Below are 18,473 nucleotides of genomic sequence, written 5' to 3'. Positions count from 1 at the left end.
TTTGATTGGAGATTCTCTTGAGTTGCTGAAAAACTATTCCTTTTCATCGAAAGAATTAAATACCCTTTTTAGTTCCGTCAGTTTTTCAGGATATTCATGAATCAAATTTGTTCTTTCACTCGGATCCCAGGCAATATTAAACAATTCCTCTACCGTCTCCTCCGTTTTCCCTGAGATTAAATTTGTTCGTTGTTTAATAATACGATATTTCCAATCACCAACTTTCACAGCTTCTGGTTTACCATAATTAACCAAAAAAATTGGTCTATGGACATAGTTTAAATCAGTCTCTTTACCTTCCAGTAAATTACGTATTGATTGTCCATCCAGTTTTCTGTCTGGTAAAGAAGATCCCGTCCAAGAAGCAATAGTTGGTAAAATATCTAAATTACTGATAGAAGAGCGAATAACTTTTCCTTCCGGGATAATTCCCTTTCCGAAAACAATAAAAGGAACTCGGGCACCGCCTTCATAAGTCAGCGCTTTCGAACCTTTAAATACGCCAGCAGTTCCAACATGCCAATTTTTCGTCTCGCCGTCATCTGACATACGAGCAGGATACTCAATCCAAGGTCCATTATCACTAGAAAACATCAAGATGGTATTTTTATCCAGACCTTTAGCCTCTAATGCGTGCCATAATTGGGCAATATACTGATCCAACTCATACAAGACCGCCCCAAGAGGACCTGCTTTTTGTGCACTGGCATAAGGATTTTTCTTGTTTGAAAATGCCAATGGAAGATGTGGGAAATTATGTGCATAATACAAAAAGAAAGGTTTGTCTTTTTTTTGCTTATTGATAAAATGTAGTGCTTCACGGTGATAATGCTGACTTAGATCCGAATCATCAGGAGCAAATACTTCAGGACTGCGATTTCTAAAAAGTTTAATAACAGTATCTGTTTTCACATAAGGTGCACGGTAATCATGACTATAGAGCATACCATAAAAGAAATCAAATCCTTGTGCATTGGGTAGCGATTCTGCTTTATCACCAAGATGCCATTTTCCTACCAAAGCTGTCTGATAGCCCTTCTGCTTTAACATTTCAGCGATCGTTACCTCAGCATCAGGTAGACCTAATTCCGAGCCAGGACCGATCGGTTGAGGCAAGTTATAACGAGAAGCATAACGTCCGGTCAATAATGACGCACGGGATGGCGTACATGAAGGAGTGGAAACGACATAGTTTGTAGCCCGTACACCTTTACTCGCTATCGAATCCAAAAAAGGTGTTTGAATATTCGGACTACCATAAGATCCCAAATCCGAATACCCCATATCATCCGTCAATATAAAAATAATATTAGGAGGTTGTTTTTGAGCATATAATAAGGAACAAAAACTTATACCCGTTAACAATAACAACATTCTTTTTTTACACGACACGATACTCATAATAGTAATTTCTTTTTTTAAATTAATCAATTAGGATTTATAAAAATTAAAAACTGTTGCATGTTTATTAAAACCTTTGCAGGGACTACATTTTCGATCTTCCAATATTAAATAAATGGCATAATCAATTTCAGAACTGCAGGATTGATTTATAATTGCAGACCAATATAATTAATAAATTGTGCGACCTACAATAAAAAATCTAGTAAAATACGAAAACGATTTCATTCCATCAATTTCAATAACATCATTTAAATGTAAAACATAGCAGTAAAAATAACATTAAACCGTTATGAGATTATAAAAAAAATCATGTAACATCAGCAAGACAGTAAATGAAAAATAAAACATAACCAACTCATTACAAATACTATAATAAAAAAACAAAATTTATTTTCGGAAATTAAATAATCAAAGAATTATGTAAAATCTAAAATTATATACCATCCACGTTCTGTAAATATTAAAAAACAAGTATTCATCTTTATTGAATTTTATACCTTTGCCACATGAGTACATTCAAAAAATAGGTTACATATGTCATATGTAACTTTTGCGACATTTCAGATATCCTCAAGAACATTCGCTAGCTAAAGAAATCCTATTTACGTCTATCTCATTTGTTTTCAATAAACAATACACATGCAAGAAAATACTTTAAATTCACGAAAATCATTTGCTCCGACACTAATTGCATTCGCATTGGTTCCAATTTCGGGCTTAGCAACAGACATTTACCTACCATCCATGCCACAGATGGCAACAGAGCTAGGACTGGCAGAAAGTAAGATTCAACTCACCTTATCCCTGTTTTTAATTAGTTATGGTATTTCACAATTCTTTGCCGGTGCCCTTGTTGATGCATGGGGAAGATATCGGATTACCTTAATTTCCCTTTTTCTATTTACAATCAGCTTTTTTATTACAGCCACAACTGATAATATTATTGTCATTTATATGATGCGCATACTGCAGGGAATACTATCCGCTTTTGTTGTAGTATCAAAACGCGCCTATTTCGTTGATGTGTACGAAGGTGAAGAGCGAAAACGATACCTGAGTGCCATCACTATCGTTTGGTCATTAGCGCCAATTATTGCTCCTTTCATTGGCGGATATTTACAGGCACAATTTGGATGGCGCTCTAATTTTATGTTATTAGCAGCTTACAGCATTGTGCTCTTCATATTAGAACTCATTTTTTCCGGTGAAACAATCCGTCAGAAAAATCCACTTCAATTTGAATATTTAGTCACTGAATTTAAGACCATGCTTCAAACGAAAGACTTTACGTTTGGAGTGCTCATGTGTGGAATAAGCTATGGTTTAGTTATGTTCTACAATCTAAGTGGACCATTTTTCATTGAACACAATTTAGGTTATAGCTCCATTACGACCGGATACATTTCCTTATTAATGGGACTTGCATGGATGTCCGGGGGATTTATCGGTCGTGCACTAATCAAGAAAGCGCTATTGCCAAAATTAAGATATGCTAATTATTTACAAATTGCTTTCATTATTTTAATGATTATAATATCTCCGTATATCACAAATCTCTTTACATTATCACTATTCGCCTTCTTGATCCACGTTACCGCAGGATTTATATTTAATAATTATTTCGGTTACTGCTTAGGTCGTTTTCCTTTATCAGCAGGAATTGCAGGTGGCTTAGCAGGTGGTATAACTTACCTCGTCACTTCTGCATTAAGTTATATTGTCGTGAGTCTCGTTAACCCAGAAACACAGACTGAGATAGGTATTGGTTATGCAGTATTTGCTGTTTTGGGTTTCGTTACCCTAATGATAATTAAGGCGAAAAAAGCGTACAAACAATGGACGTAATCACTAATTTTAGATTATTCTAAAAACAAATTGGCGAAATTATACGTTTTACCTTAACATTTTAGACAACTTAAAATAAGCTTTTGTTTCAACTTTTTTAAATATTTCACCAAGGTATCATGATTACATCTTCAATAGTAATACAAAAAAAAGCATCAATTATCTGGGAGGTACTGACCGATAAGAATCAATTCAAGCAATGGTATTTTGACATTCCTGATTTTGCTCTAGAGAAGGGGTTAACATTTCATTTTTATGAGCCTGGTGGTAAAAATAAATTTTTACATGAGTGTACAATACTTGAAATTATTCCTAATAAAAAATTAGTTCATACCTGGACTCACCCCACCTTTAGTCAGGGTGTAACAACAGTCAGTTGGTTGCTCCAGGAAAATGAAGGACTAACAACTGTTACTTTACATCATGAAGGTATCGAAAACCTTCATGATGCAGGCCCCGAATTTGCTTCAGAAAACTATCAAACCGGATGGGATCAGATTCTCAGCAATCTCAAAAAGTTTGTTAACGAAAAAGATTAATAAATTTCCCAAAAGCGGGTATATTTTACAAAAAGCAATTGTAATCTAATTCATAAACTTTTTAGAGCAGTAAACTCACAATAAGACCTGTAGAGTTTATGTCTAGTAACTAATTACTGCTAAAAAAAATCAAATAATAATTTCACTCGAATTAAATAGATTGTATATTTGCCTATTGTTTAGAACAAATCTAAATCAACATAAGAATATTACAGATGCCTATTTCATTCCCTTCCATCTCTAATAGATGGAAATTTCTAATTCTAATAATACCATTACAGGTATTCGTTTTCATTTGTCAAGCACAACAAATGACTATAAAAGTCAAAACAGAAAAAGATCTTCCAATTGCTGGAGCGACGGTACGTTTAAATCAACAACTATTAGGAAGTACAGATACAGCTGGTGTGTTGATCACAACAAATGAAAAAATAGCAAATCAAAAAATATCAGTCTCCGCGATAGGATTTAAAGAAAAAATCATCAGTTTATCCAATAAACCCAGCAATAATTTAATCAGCGTCACTTTATTGGCAAGTACAAATGTATTGGATGAAATCGTTGTTACGGCCGGAAGAAAGCCAGAAAGTATTTCAACGATACCATCCTCTATCACAATCTTGAATCAACAAGATATACAAGCACAAACCAACATTACGAACAATTTAGCTACGGTACTTGGTAATGCAATTCCGGGTTTGGGTACCTCGACCAATAAAGCTACAAATTCTGGACAGACCCTTCGTGGACGTGCCGTACTTGTTTTGATAGATGGAATCCCGCAATCAACACCGCTTATGAATGGAGCACGTGACCTACGCACCATCGACCCTAGTGTGATTGAACGTATCGAAGTAATAAAAGGTGCTACTTCAATCTACGGAAATGGTTCAGGTGGAGGTATTATCAATTATATTACCAAGAAAAACAAGGACGGTAAAAAGATTAGTGGTCAGACCATTTTGGGAACATCAATAAATCCATTTGACCCTAAGGAAACCTTAAGTTACAAACTTTCACAACAGCTTTCAGGACAGGTAAATAAATGGAGTTACACCGTTTCGGGTTCGGCAGACTACACCGGTTTACAAAGAGATTCCGATGGTTTACCTCTTGGACAAACTGATGGTCTTTCCAATTCCTATCAGTACAATGGCTTTATTAAAATAGGTTATCAAATTGATTCAAGCAGTACATTGACTGGATTTTATAACTATTATGGAAGTACACAACGTGCCAAATATATCAGTAAAAACGGCATCTATGGTCAGTCGCCTACAATTGGAGTTAGAGGAGAAGAACCAGGCAAACCCGCAGGTACACCTTACAATCACAATGCGATGTTAACCTATTCAAAAAGTAATCTTTTTCATTCAACCCAATTGGATGTAACAGCTTATTTAAATTCCTTCAGTTCAATGAACAGATACGTTGCCAGTGGAACGGCGTGGTATGGTCCAGGACAAACCATGATCAACTCTGAGAAAAAAGGATTGCGCTTAAATCTGAATACTCCATTTCAGCTTTTTTCTATTCCAACTGAAGTAACTTACGGTTTAGATTTATTAAAAGATGTAACCTATCAAGATTTAACAGATGGACGTGTATACATACCAAAAATGAATATGGTTAATTTTGCCCCCTATGCGCAAGTAAAAGCCGACCTCATTGAAAATTTGATCTTTAAAGCTGGGCTTCGGTATGAAAATGCAACCGTTAAAGTCAACGATTACAATACCATAGCTACTGGTCCGAATGGAGAAGGAAGTATATTGGTAAGCGGAGGAAATATTCCATATAAAGCGACAATGTTCAATGCAGGATTACGCTATACTAAATACGATTATTTCAACCCTTTCGTTAGTTTTTCGCAAGCATTTGCGATCAATGAATTAGGTCGTATTTTACGCCGTGCTAAAGAAAACACAATCGGTAATTTAGAAACAGACCCGATCATTACCAATAACTATGAAGCTGGTTTTTCAAGCCGTTTTAGTATCTTCAATATTTCAGCCTCTTACTACATCAGTACTTCGGATTTAGGTGTTAATTTAGTAGATGTAGGCGGTTTTTTAATGCCTCAGCGTGAACCTGAAGAAGTAAAAGGATATGAAGTTACTCTTGATGCGCAACTGAGTCAAAAATTAAGCGTCGGTGGAAGCTATGCATATGTAGAAGGAAAAGCAAAAATGGATGATGGTAGCAAAATTTATCTTAATGGATCTCGGATTGCACCACCTAAAGCAACAGGTTTTTTAAGTTATAAACCAAACCAACAGTTAAATCTGCAATTGTTTTGGATACACACTGGAGCAAGAGATCGATTTGCGCTCAATGACAAAGGAAAATATAACAATAGTGAAGGCCCAATCAGTAATGTAGACCTCTTCAATTTATCAGGTAACTACAATCTGAATAAAAATTGGAAAATAGGCTTCGGAATAGAAAATATATTCAACACATCTTACTACCCTACAGTTAGTCAATACCGTGCATTGGATGCCGAGTACGTAAAAGGTAGTGGTACTGTCACTTCATTAAACCTTCATTATCAATTTTAAGAATGATTAAGGCAGGTTTATTATGGCTACATAAATGGCTAGGCCTCTTTACAGGCCTAGTTGTTTTTATTGTTAGTTTATCGGGTTGCTTTTATGTATTCTATGATGAGCTTAAACTAATAGTCTATCCTCAAAAATACTACACTCAAGATTCAGTTGGAGAAAATAATAAGTTACTCCCACTAACACAGCTGATTGATATTGCTCAAAACGCTTTACCTAAAGGTGAAAAAATAAGTAGAACAGATCTGTACCTCTCACCAGACAGAACTTGGATATTTCGTGCGCTAAAAACGGATGAACATGCTTTTGGTAATAATCAATATTATATTTACCATAAACGAGTTTTTATTAATCCTTATTCGGGTAAAGTACAAGCGGTAGAAAACTCCAAAACAGAATTTTTTCAGATCGTCTTACAACTTCATATGAACTTACTATTGGGCGCCATGGTAGGACATTGGGTAGTAGGAATTTCGGTCATCATATTCATAATAATTTTAATAACAGGAGTGATCCTATGGTGGCCTAAAAAATGGACCATCAAAAAATTAAAAAGACAGCTTTGGTTTGATTTTAAAGTTAAATGGAAACGATTAAACTATGACCTGCATCAAATCTTAGGACTTTATAGTGTCATTTTCGCCTTATTAATTGCATGTACAGGTATTGCATTTACATTTCCCGCATTTAAAACTTTTTATGTAAAATCGCTCAATGGTTTCGATAGCACAAAAGAAATTGAACAACAGGAAAAGTTCGAATATGTACCACAGAATCAGTCTAAAATATTAGATAATGCGCTCAATTTCACCATATCAAAACACCCAAATGCAGATATGATGTCGATTCGTTTACGTAAATCTCCAACAGATCCACAAGATATTCAAGTGCGGTTCATTAAAGATCGTACCGGCGAATTTATTTGGTATTATTTTAACAGAGGAAATGGTCAGATTGAAAAAATAAAACAATCAGAAAATGCTCCCATAGGGGATAAAATTGGCGCGATGAACTATGATCTTCATGTGGGTAATTATGGAGGTATAGCCACTAAAGTTTTACATTTTTTCATCGCTTCAATATGCGCATCACTTCCTATTACAGGAACAATCATTTGGTTAAACAAGAAGAAAAAGAAAACCAAAAAAAGAATTAAATAATTTCAATTATATAATAACATAAAAAGAAAAGCCATCCTAATAGATGGCTTTCCTTTTTTAATAAGAATTTATTTTTTGTCTTTTCTATTTTCAATATTTAATAACAATTTTACCAATTGCAGTACCACTTTCTAGAAGCCTATGCGCTTTCATATTGTTCTAATTATTACTACTAACTACTATTTTTTTTTAAATCTATAAATGAAATAAGGAGCGACTCCACTATCTTTACCACCTGTAAAGGCTGGCGCTGTATTCAATTGATTTATCGAAATATACATCCAGTCATCAGGCCCCTGATAAACATTATCTGGCCATAAAAGTTTATCATCATCCTGTATTATATGACTCAATTTACCTTTCTTGTCCATTTTAGTGATCGCATGCTCCTGTAGATTCGTAAAATAATGATTCCCCTCCCAATCTGTAAGAGCTCCGTCACTGAATGGTTTATCCCCGACCTTAATAATCTGATCAAATACCAATTGACCAGGCTGGTGTCCCCGTAATACTTTTGTCGGGATACTGTACCATCCCGTGCCATTCATAGCTCCGTAAAATAAAGTTTCACGATCATCCGATAAGGTGATAGGATCGATACCCACTCGCGCAGGTTTTCCTCCAAAATGAACTACCTTCCCGTCAATAACCATATCTTTATCCTCGGCATCAAACGAAAAGTGCTTACTAAATCTTGTTGCCTTCTTAGTTTTTAAATTTAAGACGATGATACCTGGATCGGCAATATCTGCTAAATAGGCAAAACCATGCTTTTCGTCAATGGTCACATCCTGAGCAAATGTCCCCTTAGGAGCAATACGACTTGGCAACGTTATTTTCTCTATAACTTTATTTTGCTGTATATCAAATGCCCATAGTCTGGTCTTCCCAAGTTTCAACCCCATATCAACAACCCAAAGCCTATTCTGTTTGTCAAAAATGAGACCCAACATCGCATCAAAAGTTGTATCACTTGCTTTAGCACCATTCTTTTGCATTTTAAGATTAGGATAAGGAACTGCCTTACCATCCACAATCTCCACCAATTGTAATTGCTGACTACCCAATGGATGAATCGTTGAGAAAATGCGTCCTTCAGCAGATACAGCCACATCACCAGGGCGAACGTCCAATTGGGCGACAGCTTCCAGCTCTCTCTTATGTTCTTGATCATTTCCAAAATAACTGGCAGTTCCATCAATCCAATCTTTTCTTGGAGGAGCAAAAAAATCAATGTCCAATGTGCCGTCTTCCAAACATTCAAACTCATGAGGTATATTACCTGGTATAATAAGCACCTCTCCTGCTTTAACAATATAATCTTTGTTCTGCATAGTCACTTTAACACTTCCCTTCGTAATATAAGTCGTTTGTTCATTCGAATGCTGGTGCAAAGGAACTTTCGCTCCTTTATCCATTTTGAACAAGGCTAGCATACCTTGTTCACCAAACACATATTTCCGGTAAAGTCTGTCAGCTAATTTTTCCCAGCCCAAATCATCAAATTTAATATGCTGAATTTCCTTTGGCAGTTGAGCGACAGCAAAATTCATTACTGCAAATGTAAACAGTACAAGTACAATGGACTTTTTTAATAAAAACATAATATAAAAATTTATAATTATTTAATAAGCGCTTTGAGAAGCGCGACCTGTATTCCATTCTTTTTGAAACCTTGGACTTGACTCAGGAAAGAGTAATTCATACCCCACTTTAGTGTCCACACTGACTTTTATTTTTGTTGTACCAGACCTTCCCGATATAACATGTCCACCAACAGATCGGTCATCAGAAATAAAGTGCAGATGAAAAGGAGTTAGATCAATATTATCCATGAATGTAGGATTATAAAATCCCACCAGTGTACCCGATATACCCGAAACATGATAGACCGGTCGTGTTTCCATTAACTTGGCAAGACCGGTAGTATCATTTTCAGCAAGCTTTAGGGCTCCTCCCAATTGAATTTCTGCCATTAGTCCATGTATCTGAATACCGAAAGGCTTGTTAAAAGAAGGTAATCGCTTAACGATCTCTTCCTGCATCCGTGCTAGTGTTAGATCACCATCCATTTCAAATACCATATCAGGCGTGAATTGTGCAACAGCGGCGAAAGGTACCTTCCTATCATCTTCAGCTTGAACAACTTGACCGGTAGGGATAACACGGTAATATATACCATCCAAAGCAACCATTTCACCATCCAAGTGATTGAATGTACCTAATCCAAAATCCCCCTTCTCTCTTAGCTTACCAACAGCTAAATCTCCTGTATAAACACCATGGCGCATAGCATCCATGACAGAATAATGAAATACAGTCTCCGTCGACTGCGCCCAGACGTCAAAGTTAAATCCACTGATCAGAATCGATAAAATTAGAATGGTATACTTTTTCATCAAAGCATAATTCAATGATAGATCATGGATCAGCAAAACATTAGTTTTTATAGTTTTCATTATTGATTATTATATTTTCGTTCGGAATCATCTCTTGGTGTTTTAGGATCATGGAGCACCATCTTCGCAATGTCATCCTTACGCATAAAAACAACCCCATCTTTATCTTTGACATATGTAATAAAATCATCCATTGCTTTTACAACAGCTGGAGTTCCCCCAATACGATCATGAAAACTTATACTCATCATTCTTCTTTTTGATTTACCCTCCTCATACAGTTGATCGAACTCCATCTTTAACTGCGAAAGAAACATTTCTGGAGTCCAATGATTGCCTGCTATATTGACAATATCATTGTTACGAAGCGTGTAAGGCATGACCACAAAGTCCTTTCCATTCACGGTTGTTAAAAAAGGTTCATCACGGCTCAAGTCATCGATATGATAAAGAAACCCCAATTCTTGTAAAATCTTTAAAGTATTAGGACTTCTACGTAACCAATTTGCATTATATCCAACGGCTCTTTGTCCCGTAATACGCTCCACAGTATCTACACCTCTTTTAACAAAATCTAGTTCCTCATTATAATCTTTATTCCATTGGTCATCCCATGAAATTCCATGGGCAGCTATCTCATGTCCATCTGCAGCAATTGCCTTGGCGACTTCGGGATATTTCGATGCGGCTGTCCCAACGACATGAGAAGTCACTTTGATATCGTATTTTTTCCAAAGATTTAGCATGCGATAAACGCCTTCTACAGCCCCGTACCTATACCAACTTTCAGCAGGTAAATCGGGGTTTCCCACCGGTAAGGGATTGCCTGAAAATGGACTTTCAGCTCCAGCCGGCTGTCCCCCTGTTTCAAATTGCATGGAAACAGATATCACCAGCTGAGCGCCATTTGGCCATTGCTTGGTACTAGAAATAGAATCAGAAACTGAAGATTGCACATCAGAACTTTGTCCATTATTTTTGCAAGAAGCAAAGACGAGTATAATTGCTAAAATAGCAACAATAGAAATTGATGATTTATACATAGTAATTATTTGTTTTTACAAAAATATTATGAAGCAAGCGCTTAAATCTGTAATTTTTCATCGTATGTTTGTACAAATCAATTACTATGTATGCAAAGGTTTAATAGCTATTACTCATTAAATGTATTTGCTCTGGAGCTGGATAAATGGGATTTCCCAGAACATAAGCACAATTTTTATGAAATTATTTTCGTTGAAAAGGGAACCGGTGATCATATCCTAAATGATGCTCGTATGTCCTATGAGGCCGGAGATGTTTTTATCTTAAGGCCTGAAGATGGACATTATTTTGAAATAAAAGAATTTACAAAATTCATCTTTCTAAAATTTAATGAGCAATTATTTACAGAAAAGTTGGCAGGAAGCAAAACAGCCAAATGGTTAGAAACGACCCAAACTTTACTTCAGACAGCCTCAACAATAAATGGAAACATAGTAAAAGATGAGGTTGACAAAATTCATCTCCACTATTTGTTTCAAATTCTATTGCGTGAGTTTTCAAACAATTGTGCCTATAGTAGAGAGTTGCTTCTGGAACTGTTTGGTGGTGTCATGATGCTGTTGGCCAGAGCGCAGTCTACAGTCCAATTTGGACTAGAATGCCCCTCTAATACTGAAATAGATAAATTAAGCCAAATACTGAGTTTTACCCGGATGCATGCCTTGAATCCTGAAAAGATGAAAATTGACAATATAGCATCCCAATTTAATATGTCTCCAAACTACATCAGTATCTATGTCAAAAAGCATAGTGGCCAATCCATTCAGCAACATATCATCCAGACCAAAATAAAAACAGCTAGTCAACTATTAAAAAATGGTCGGTACAACATTAATGAAATTGCGCTAAAACTTGGATTTTCCGATGCAAGTCACTTCAATAAAATTTACAAGAAATATACAGGAGCAAGTCCTAAACAAAAGTAAAGACAATTGCTTTAAACGGTATAAGATATTGCATTATATAATTCATCAATGAAAACTGTTTACAAAATATCCTCTCTCTTGAATATAATAGCATGGACGCTAATGTCTCTCGTTATTATTGGAAGCGCATATCATGATATGAGGCACCTTATTCTCAATAGCTCAGTAGGAATAATGGTCCTGATTATACCCATTTTCACCTATAAAAAAAGACAGAATATCCTAAGACTATGGGAATATTCTGATAAATCAAACAGTCAATCCTGGAAAAACTTTTCAATACTAAACATCATAGAGTCTTTTTTCGTTTTATTAATTGGATTTGCTGGTTTATCGGCTGTAATATCAAGAGCATTTGGAGAAAATTATCCAGTCTTTGGATAGCAGTATAAAAGTTAAAAAATCTTTCACAATTCCGCAATAAAGAGTTATTTATTTTCATACTATAACAATAATAGATACAAGTAACATGCTCCCTCAAACAAACAACTACTAGCCTTTAACTGTTATCTTTCAAGAACAGTTAAACAAGAAAGATGAACAGCAGTCTCCGCAACGAAAAAGAAACAATAACTAATCATAAATTCCAAAAAGAGGTATTGGATGATTTAAAAAGTAATCCGAAGAGATTATCCTCTAAATATTTTTATGATAGCAAAGGAGATCATCTCTTCCAAAAAATCATGGCACTGGAAGATTATTATCTGACAAAATGTGAACTTGACATCTTCAAAAATCAGACAGCTGAAATTGCTAATTTAATAAGCACAGATGGCAAACCATTTGATCTGATAGAATTGGGAGCAGGCGATGCAATGAAATCCACCTTTTTACTGCAACACCTTGTTCGTAGAGAAGCAAACTTTACTTACATGCCGATCGACATATCTGGTAATATCCTTTCAGTTTTAAAAACAAATCTTAACGATGCAATTCCAGCTTTAAATATCATCTGCCTCAAAGGTGAATATTTTGAGATGATCGAAAAAGCAATGACAATATCGTCAAATCGCAAAGTAATATTATTTTTAGGGAGCAATATTGGTAATATGGAAATTGCGGATGCTGAACAGTTCTGCTCCAAATTGAAGAGTAAACTAAATCCTGGAGACAATGTATTAATAGGTTTTGATTTAAAAAAGCATCCTAAAACGATACTTCGTGCTTATGATGATCCAACAGGTATAACTGCAAAATTCAATCTTAATCTTCTCCTTCGCATTAATCATGAACTCGGGGCTAATTTCAACATAAATCAATTTGAACATTATCAAACCTACGATCCCTTAAATGGCGCATGTAAAAGTTATCTCATTAGCCTAACAGAACAGCAAGTGACACTCGGCGAGGAGCAGATCTCATTTGTGAAAAATGAACCCATTTACATGGAGATATCACAAAAATTCTCACCTTCTGACATCCGAGATCTCGCCAATAGCTCAGGTTTTAACTTTGTCAGCGAACTATACGATTCGAAAAAATGGTTTATGGATGTAATATGGGAAATCAAGTAAAAAAACGATGATGAATACAAAACATACAATAACCGATCACATTACAGATTTAGAAGAACAATATTGGACTATTCGAAATCACTCTGTACATATATGCGCACCTTTAGCCATTGAAGATTATGTTGTGCAGCCAATAGTAGATGTCAGTCCTCCAAAGTGGCACTTAGGGCATACAACTTGGTTTTTTGAAACATTTTTATTGATCCCTTACTTTCCTGAATATCAAGTTTTCGACTCACAGTATAATTATGTCTTTAACAGTTATTATGAAACTGTAGGCGCGCGGGTCATCCGAACCGATCGTGGAAATTTAAGCCGTCCATCCGTATCTGATATTTACAAGTATAGAGCTTACGTAGATGAGCAAATGCAGTTATTTTTTAAGCAGAAACGACATCACTTACAGGAAGTATTAACTTTGCTCGAACTGGGACTTAACCATGAACAGCAACATCAGGAATTACTGATTTCAGATATCAAATATATTTTGGGCCACAATCCGCTTTTCCCATGCTACAATAGCGATCCAGAACCTTCAAAATCAGAATTCGTAAATAAAGAAATGATTACCTTTCCAGCCGGAATATACGAAATCGGATTCGAAGGAAAGGGGTTCTGTTTCGATAATGAACTTGGGAGACATCACGTCTATTTACAAGAATTCGAAATTGCTACACAAGTTGTCAGCAACGGGGAATACTTAGAATTTATAGAAAACGGAGGGTATCAAGACTTTCGCCATTGGCATGCTGAAGGTTGGGACTGGGTAAAAGAAAATGATGCTCATGCACCACTATATTGGTATAAAATTGACAATCAATGGATGCACTATACATTATCAGGTCTAAAAATATTGGATCTCAATGAAGCACTCAATCATATCAACTATTTTGAAGCGGTTGCTTATGCAAATTGGAAAGGAATGCGTTTACCAACAGAGGCCGAATGGGAAATCGCGGCTGATAACATGCATTGGGGCGACCGATGGGAATGGACAGGAAGTGCCTATCTGCCTTATCCAGGTTTCAAAAAAGAAGCTGGTGCGGTAGGCGAATATAATGGAAAGTTCATGGTCAATCAAATGGTTTTACGAGGTGCTTCGGAAGCTACGTCAAAAGGACATAGTAGAAAGACATATCGAAATTTCTTTCATACACAGCACCAGTGGCAATTTACGGGTATTCGACTAGCACGATGATATCGATCACAACGAAATCAGCCCTATAATATCAAAAAATACGATAATAAATAACGGTGACATGGATTATCAAGCCGTGGCTAATAATTTGAAAAGAACGTAACTGATAACAACTTATGTGACCAAACAAATTTTATAAAAAACCAAATCATGTACCTTAATTTCCATAAATTAATATAAATTTAACATTTAAAAGATATAGTATTTATAAACAATGTTTAGCATTGTAAAACATTTTATGTTATATTTACAATACAATTATGGCTAAGCAAGGAAAATTCTTGGTTTTTGAAAAACCTAAATCTCCTCTTCAATCAGTATCGAGTACGATACCAAATCTGGAAGAAGGAGAAATACTCGTCAAAATAAATTACGCTACACTTTGTGGCAGTGATCTTCATACTTATTGCGGTCTACGTCAAGAACCTTGCCCAACTATACTTGGACATGAGATAGTGGGGACAATAATGGAGACAAATTCAAATTCAGTTTTAACAGATGCTTCCGGACAGGAACTCAAAGAAGGAGATGTTATCACCTGGACCGTATTTGCTAGTGATCCCGAAACAGCTAGTTATAATGCAGAAACACCTCAAAAAAATGAAAATCTATACAAATATGGACACAGACAAATTACAGATCGTGACAGTTTTCATGGAGGATTAGCGTCACACATTATATTAAGACCACATACTTCCATTCGTATTCTTCCAAAAGAATTACCTGCACCTATTGCAGCAACGATCAATTGTGCCATTGCTACATCAGCTGGAGCTATTCGGTTAGCTGGAACCATCAAAGGTAAAAAAACACTTATTTCCGGAATGGGTTTATTGGGTCTCGTATGTGTAGCGATGTGTAAAGAAGCAGGTGCATCCGAAATTATAGTAACAGATATTGATGACAAACGCTTAGCGCTTGCTAAAAAATTCGGCGCTAACGAAACTCTAAATTCTAAGGTAACTACACTTGATGAATTAGCAATTGTTAAAGTAGGAAATGGGATTGATCGCTTTATTGACATGAGTGGCTCACCAGATGCTATGGAAGCAGGAATAGCACAATTGGGTATAAATGGAGTTGCCGTATTTATTGGAGCAGTGTTTAAACAGCGTAAACTTGAGATCGATGCAGAGCAAATGATCCGACGCATATTAACAATTAAAGGTTTACATAATTATAATTATGAAGATTTTTCTACTGCAGTAGATTTTATTGTACAGAATTTCGAGAAATATCCATTTCTTGATCTTGTTGAAAAAGAATTTTCTTTAGATGAAGTGAATGAAGCTTTCGACTACGCTGTAATAAACAAACCAATACGTGTCGGCATCAATATGGACATCAAATAACAGAAGATGCAGATTCAAAAAAACTTCAGAAAAGAGCAATGGAAGATGCTATTTATCACCATGTTCTGTTATTTATTTTTCTATACAGGTAGACATAATTTTGGCTGGGCGGCAAAAGGAATGTCAGCTGAATTAGGTATAAGTTACCAGCAAATCGGATGGATTAGCTTTTCCATGCTGATGGGGTATGCCATAGGACAATTAATTAACGGTAATCTTGCAGATCGTTTAAGCCCCAAAATCATGATCTTAACAGGTGGTTTTCTATCTATTGTCTGCAACCTGTCTATTAGTTATGCCAATACCTACGCTGTAATACTTATTCTTTGGACGCTGAATGGTTATTTTCAATCTATGGCCTGGGGATCGGGAAGTAAATTAATCTCCAATTGGTGGGATAGCAATGAACGAGGTAAAGCTTTTGGTTTTTATACCATGGCAGCAGGTAGCTCATCTGTGCTTACATTTTTCATGGCGTTACTTTTAGTACAACAAGAACAAAGCTGGCGTACACTTTTTAGATACCCCATACTCTTTCTTCTTTTTGCCTTAGTCTTATTTTTAATTATTGCGAGAAGTCATCCGTCTTTAAAAGGATTTACGCTACAATCAGATAGTGCACAAAACGATTCAACATCAAAATTAGGTTGGAAAGAGTCTTATAAGCTCGTATTCGGAAACAAAAAATTTCTGATCGCATCCTTTGCCATCGGATTTCAAAGTATGGCAAGATATGGACTTATTTTCTGGGTACCGATCCATTTCTTAGGGAATAATTACAAGGAATCAAATGGTAATTTATGGCTTACTTTATTCATTCCTATCGGTATGGCTGTAGGTGCAGTTTCATTTGGTTATATTTCAGATTTATTATTTAATAAAAACAGAAGTAAGTCGATTAGAGCCGGAATGCTGATTAGCAGTGCAATTGCACTGCTAATTTATTTCATTCCTACTCCACATCATATACTTGCTGCAGTATTGATGTTCACTTCTGGATTTTTTGTTTATGGACCTCAAGCTAATTTTTGGACCTTAAGTCCAGATATCTTAGGTACCAAACTCGTCGGTACCGGTATCGGTGTTATGAACATGTTCGCATATGTGTTTGCTGCAATCGGAGAACCCATATTTGGGAAAATTATTGACTACACTGGTGATACATCAAACATCTTTCTTGTAGTAGCTGTAATTTGCGCTTTGTGCGCTACAGTTATATCATTTGTAAAGCCGGCAACACCTGTTAAAAATGATCAGTAAAACACAGCAGTCGGTGCGTAATTAAAATACACGATATGCAATTAAAAATAGATACCCATATAATAAATTCATAATATGGGTATCTATTGCATTTACAGCTAATATTAATAAGCAATTTATCAACCGAATTATATATTGTCAATTATGATAAACAGAAAATCATTCTTAAAAATTGGAGGACTTAGTCTATCAGGACTACTAGTAAATAAAACCATGGGAGCTCCACTAGTTGAAAGTACTGAAGCAAGTACCCTTAAGAATCAAGGAGTTAAATTTGGAGTCATATCAGATCTCCATTATGACCTTATGCATGATAGCGACCGAAGAGCACAATTATTTATTGATGCTATGATCAAAGAGAAGCCCGATTTCATAATTCAATTAGGTGATTTTTGTGTACCTAAACCTCAGAATAAACCCTTACTAGATATTTGGAGTAAATTCGAGGGAGAAAAACATTACGTATTGGGAAATCACGATACCGATGGTGGATTTTCCAAAGAGCAAGCTTTAGCTTTTTGGGGTGCGACAAATCCTTATTATTCATTTGATAAGAACGGTTTTCATTTTGTCGTATTAGATGGCAATGAAAAAAGTGAAACGAAGAAAATAGATGGCTATCCACGCTCTATTACAAAAAAGCAACTTAACTGGCTAAAAAAAGACCTTCAAAACACATCCTTACGCACAGTTATTTTCTGTCATCAAGGACTTGAAAATACATTAGGAGGATTAGATAATGGCATGGAGGTACGTTATCTATTCGAACAGATAAACCAAGAGGCAGGCTTCAACAAAGTAGTACTTGTGTTAACAGGTCACCATCATATGAATTATCACAATGAAATCAATGGGATCCATTATGTTCAGATTAACAGTTCATCATACTATTGGGCAGGAGAAGACTTTAAAAGTACGGCGTTCTCAGATGATTTTTACAAAAAACACGGCATCCTTCGCTATACACTCGTATATGAAGATCCAATTTGGGCAGTAATTGACCTAGATCATAAAAAGAATATTCGTATTCAAGGTACGAAAACCAAAATGGCTGGAGTACCATTAAGCGATGCAGGAATTGATGTTTACAAAGATGTATATCCAATAACTTCCGAAATTGATTCGAGAAAATTGAAATATTGATTTCATAATAAAGGCCTCTTTAGAGGCCTTTATTATGAAATCAATATCATTACCATATCTGGAAACAATTAACATTACCAGAAAAATCATCCACGTAAATATAATTAACTTAGATATTCTCTTCT

At 35.6% G+C, this 18,473-nt stretch carries 14 protein-coding genes; 10 read left to right on the top strand and 4 right to left on the bottom strand.

The window, feature by feature from the left end; all coding sequences use genetic code 11:
- Window positions 1–33: 33 nt before the first annotated feature.
- Window positions 34–1,374 (bottom strand): sulfatase-like hydrolase/transferase, encoded by a 1,341-nt coding sequence (locus WH188_RS09815; protein ID WP_168127431.1) that lies wholly within the window; start codon window positions 1,372–1,374, stop codon window positions 34–36.
- Between the two features lie 669 nt (window positions 1,375–2,043).
- Between WH188_RS09815 and WH188_RS09810 the strand changes: the two genes are divergently transcribed.
- From WH188_RS09810 to WH188_RS09795, 4 genes are all read left to right on the top strand, one after another.
- The gene (locus WH188_RS09810) at window positions 2,044–3,249 is read left to right on the top strand and encodes an MFS transporter (protein ID WP_168127430.1); all 1,206 of its coding nucleotides are present in this window, start codon (window positions 2,044–2,046) and stop codon (window positions 3,247–3,249) included.
- 119 nt (window positions 3,250–3,368) lie between these two features.
- On the top strand, window positions 3,369–3,788 hold the full coding sequence (locus WH188_RS09805) for an SRPBCC family protein (RefSeq protein ID WP_168127429.1): 420 nt from the start codon (window positions 3,369–3,371) through the stop codon (window positions 3,786–3,788).
- 311 nt (window positions 3,789–4,099) lie between these two features.
- A complete protein-coding gene (locus WH188_RS09800) occupies window positions 4,100–6,349 on the top strand; it encodes a TonB-dependent receptor (protein ID WP_339423894.1) in 2,250 nt (749 codons plus the stop codon).
- A 2-nt stretch (window positions 6,350–6,351) separates the two neighbouring features.
- Entirely contained in the window at window positions 6,352–7,512 is a 1,161-nt protein-coding gene (locus tag WH188_RS09795) for a PepSY-associated TM helix domain-containing protein (protein WP_206368478.1), read from the top strand.
- Between the two features lie 179 nt (window positions 7,513–7,691).
- Here WH188_RS09795 and WH188_RS09790 read toward each other — a convergent pair whose 3' ends face one another.
- Genes WH188_RS09790 through WH188_RS09780 form a run of 3 tightly spaced genes read right to left on the bottom strand, consistent with a single transcriptional unit; the run spans window position 7,692 to window position 10,954 of the window.
- The gene (locus WH188_RS09790; RefSeq protein WP_168127427.1) at window positions 7,692–9,116 is read right to left on the bottom strand and encodes an L-dopachrome tautomerase-related protein; all 1,425 of its coding nucleotides are present in this window, start codon (window positions 9,114–9,116) and stop codon (window positions 7,692–7,694) included.
- Window positions 9,117–9,137: 21 nt separating this feature from the next.
- Window positions 9,138–9,971, bottom strand: coding sequence for an acetolactate decarboxylase (locus WH188_RS09785; RefSeq protein WP_168127426.1), 834 nt, complete (start codon window positions 9,969–9,971; stop codon window positions 9,138–9,140).
- On the bottom strand, window positions 9,971–10,954 hold the full coding sequence (locus WH188_RS09780) for a polysaccharide deacetylase family protein (protein WP_168127425.1): 984 nt from the start codon (window positions 10,952–10,954) through the stop codon (window positions 9,971–9,973). Before WH188_RS09780 ends, WH188_RS09785 begins: the two co-directional genes overlap by 1 nt.
- A gap of 90 nt (window positions 10,955–11,044) precedes the next feature.
- Here WH188_RS09780 and WH188_RS09775 point away from each other — a divergent pair, with 90 nt between their 5' ends.
- The 6 genes from WH188_RS09775 to WH188_RS09750 all read left to right on the top strand — a co-directional run bounded on the left by WH188_RS09775 (window position 11,045) and on the right by WH188_RS09750 (window position 18,348).
- Entirely contained in the window at window positions 11,045–11,881 is an 837-nt protein-coding gene (locus tag WH188_RS09775) for an AraC family transcriptional regulator (protein WP_168127424.1), read from the top strand.
- Window positions 11,882–12,417: 536 nt separating this feature from the next.
- Window positions 12,418–13,395: an L-histidine N(alpha)-methyltransferase gene (locus WH188_RS09770; protein WP_168127423.1), complete on the top strand. Its 978-nt coding sequence runs from the start codon at window positions 12,418–12,420 to the stop codon at window positions 13,393–13,395.
- 7 nt (window positions 13,396–13,402) lie between these two features.
- A complete protein-coding gene (egtB, locus tag WH188_RS09765) occupies window positions 13,403–14,593 on the top strand; it encodes an ergothioneine biosynthesis protein EgtB (RefSeq protein WP_317166833.1) in 1,191 nt (396 codons plus the stop codon).
- A 260-nt stretch (window positions 14,594–14,853) separates the two neighbouring features.
- Window positions 14,854–15,945: a zinc-binding dehydrogenase gene (locus WH188_RS09760; RefSeq protein ID WP_168127422.1), complete on the top strand. Its 1,092-nt coding sequence runs from the start codon at window positions 14,854–14,856 to the stop codon at window positions 15,943–15,945.
- A 6-nt stretch (window positions 15,946–15,951) separates the two neighbouring features.
- Window positions 15,952–17,205 (top strand): MFS transporter, encoded by a 1,254-nt coding sequence (locus WH188_RS09755; protein ID WP_237682802.1) that lies wholly within the window; start codon window positions 15,952–15,954, stop codon window positions 17,203–17,205.
- Window positions 17,206–17,349: 144 nt separating this feature from the next.
- Entirely contained in the window at window positions 17,350–18,348 is a 999-nt protein-coding gene (locus WH188_RS09750) for a metallophosphoesterase family protein (RefSeq protein ID WP_339423893.1), read from the top strand.
- Window positions 18,349–18,473: the final 125 nt, after the last annotated feature.

The organism is Sphingobacterium sp. MYb388, assembly GCF_037479535.1.
GTDB lineage: Bacteria > Bacteroidota > Bacteroidia > Sphingobacteriales > Sphingobacteriaceae > Sphingobacterium > Sphingobacterium anhuiense.
Note: the sequence above shows the minus strand (reverse complement) of the source record. Positions and strands in the feature narration are given on the sequence as shown.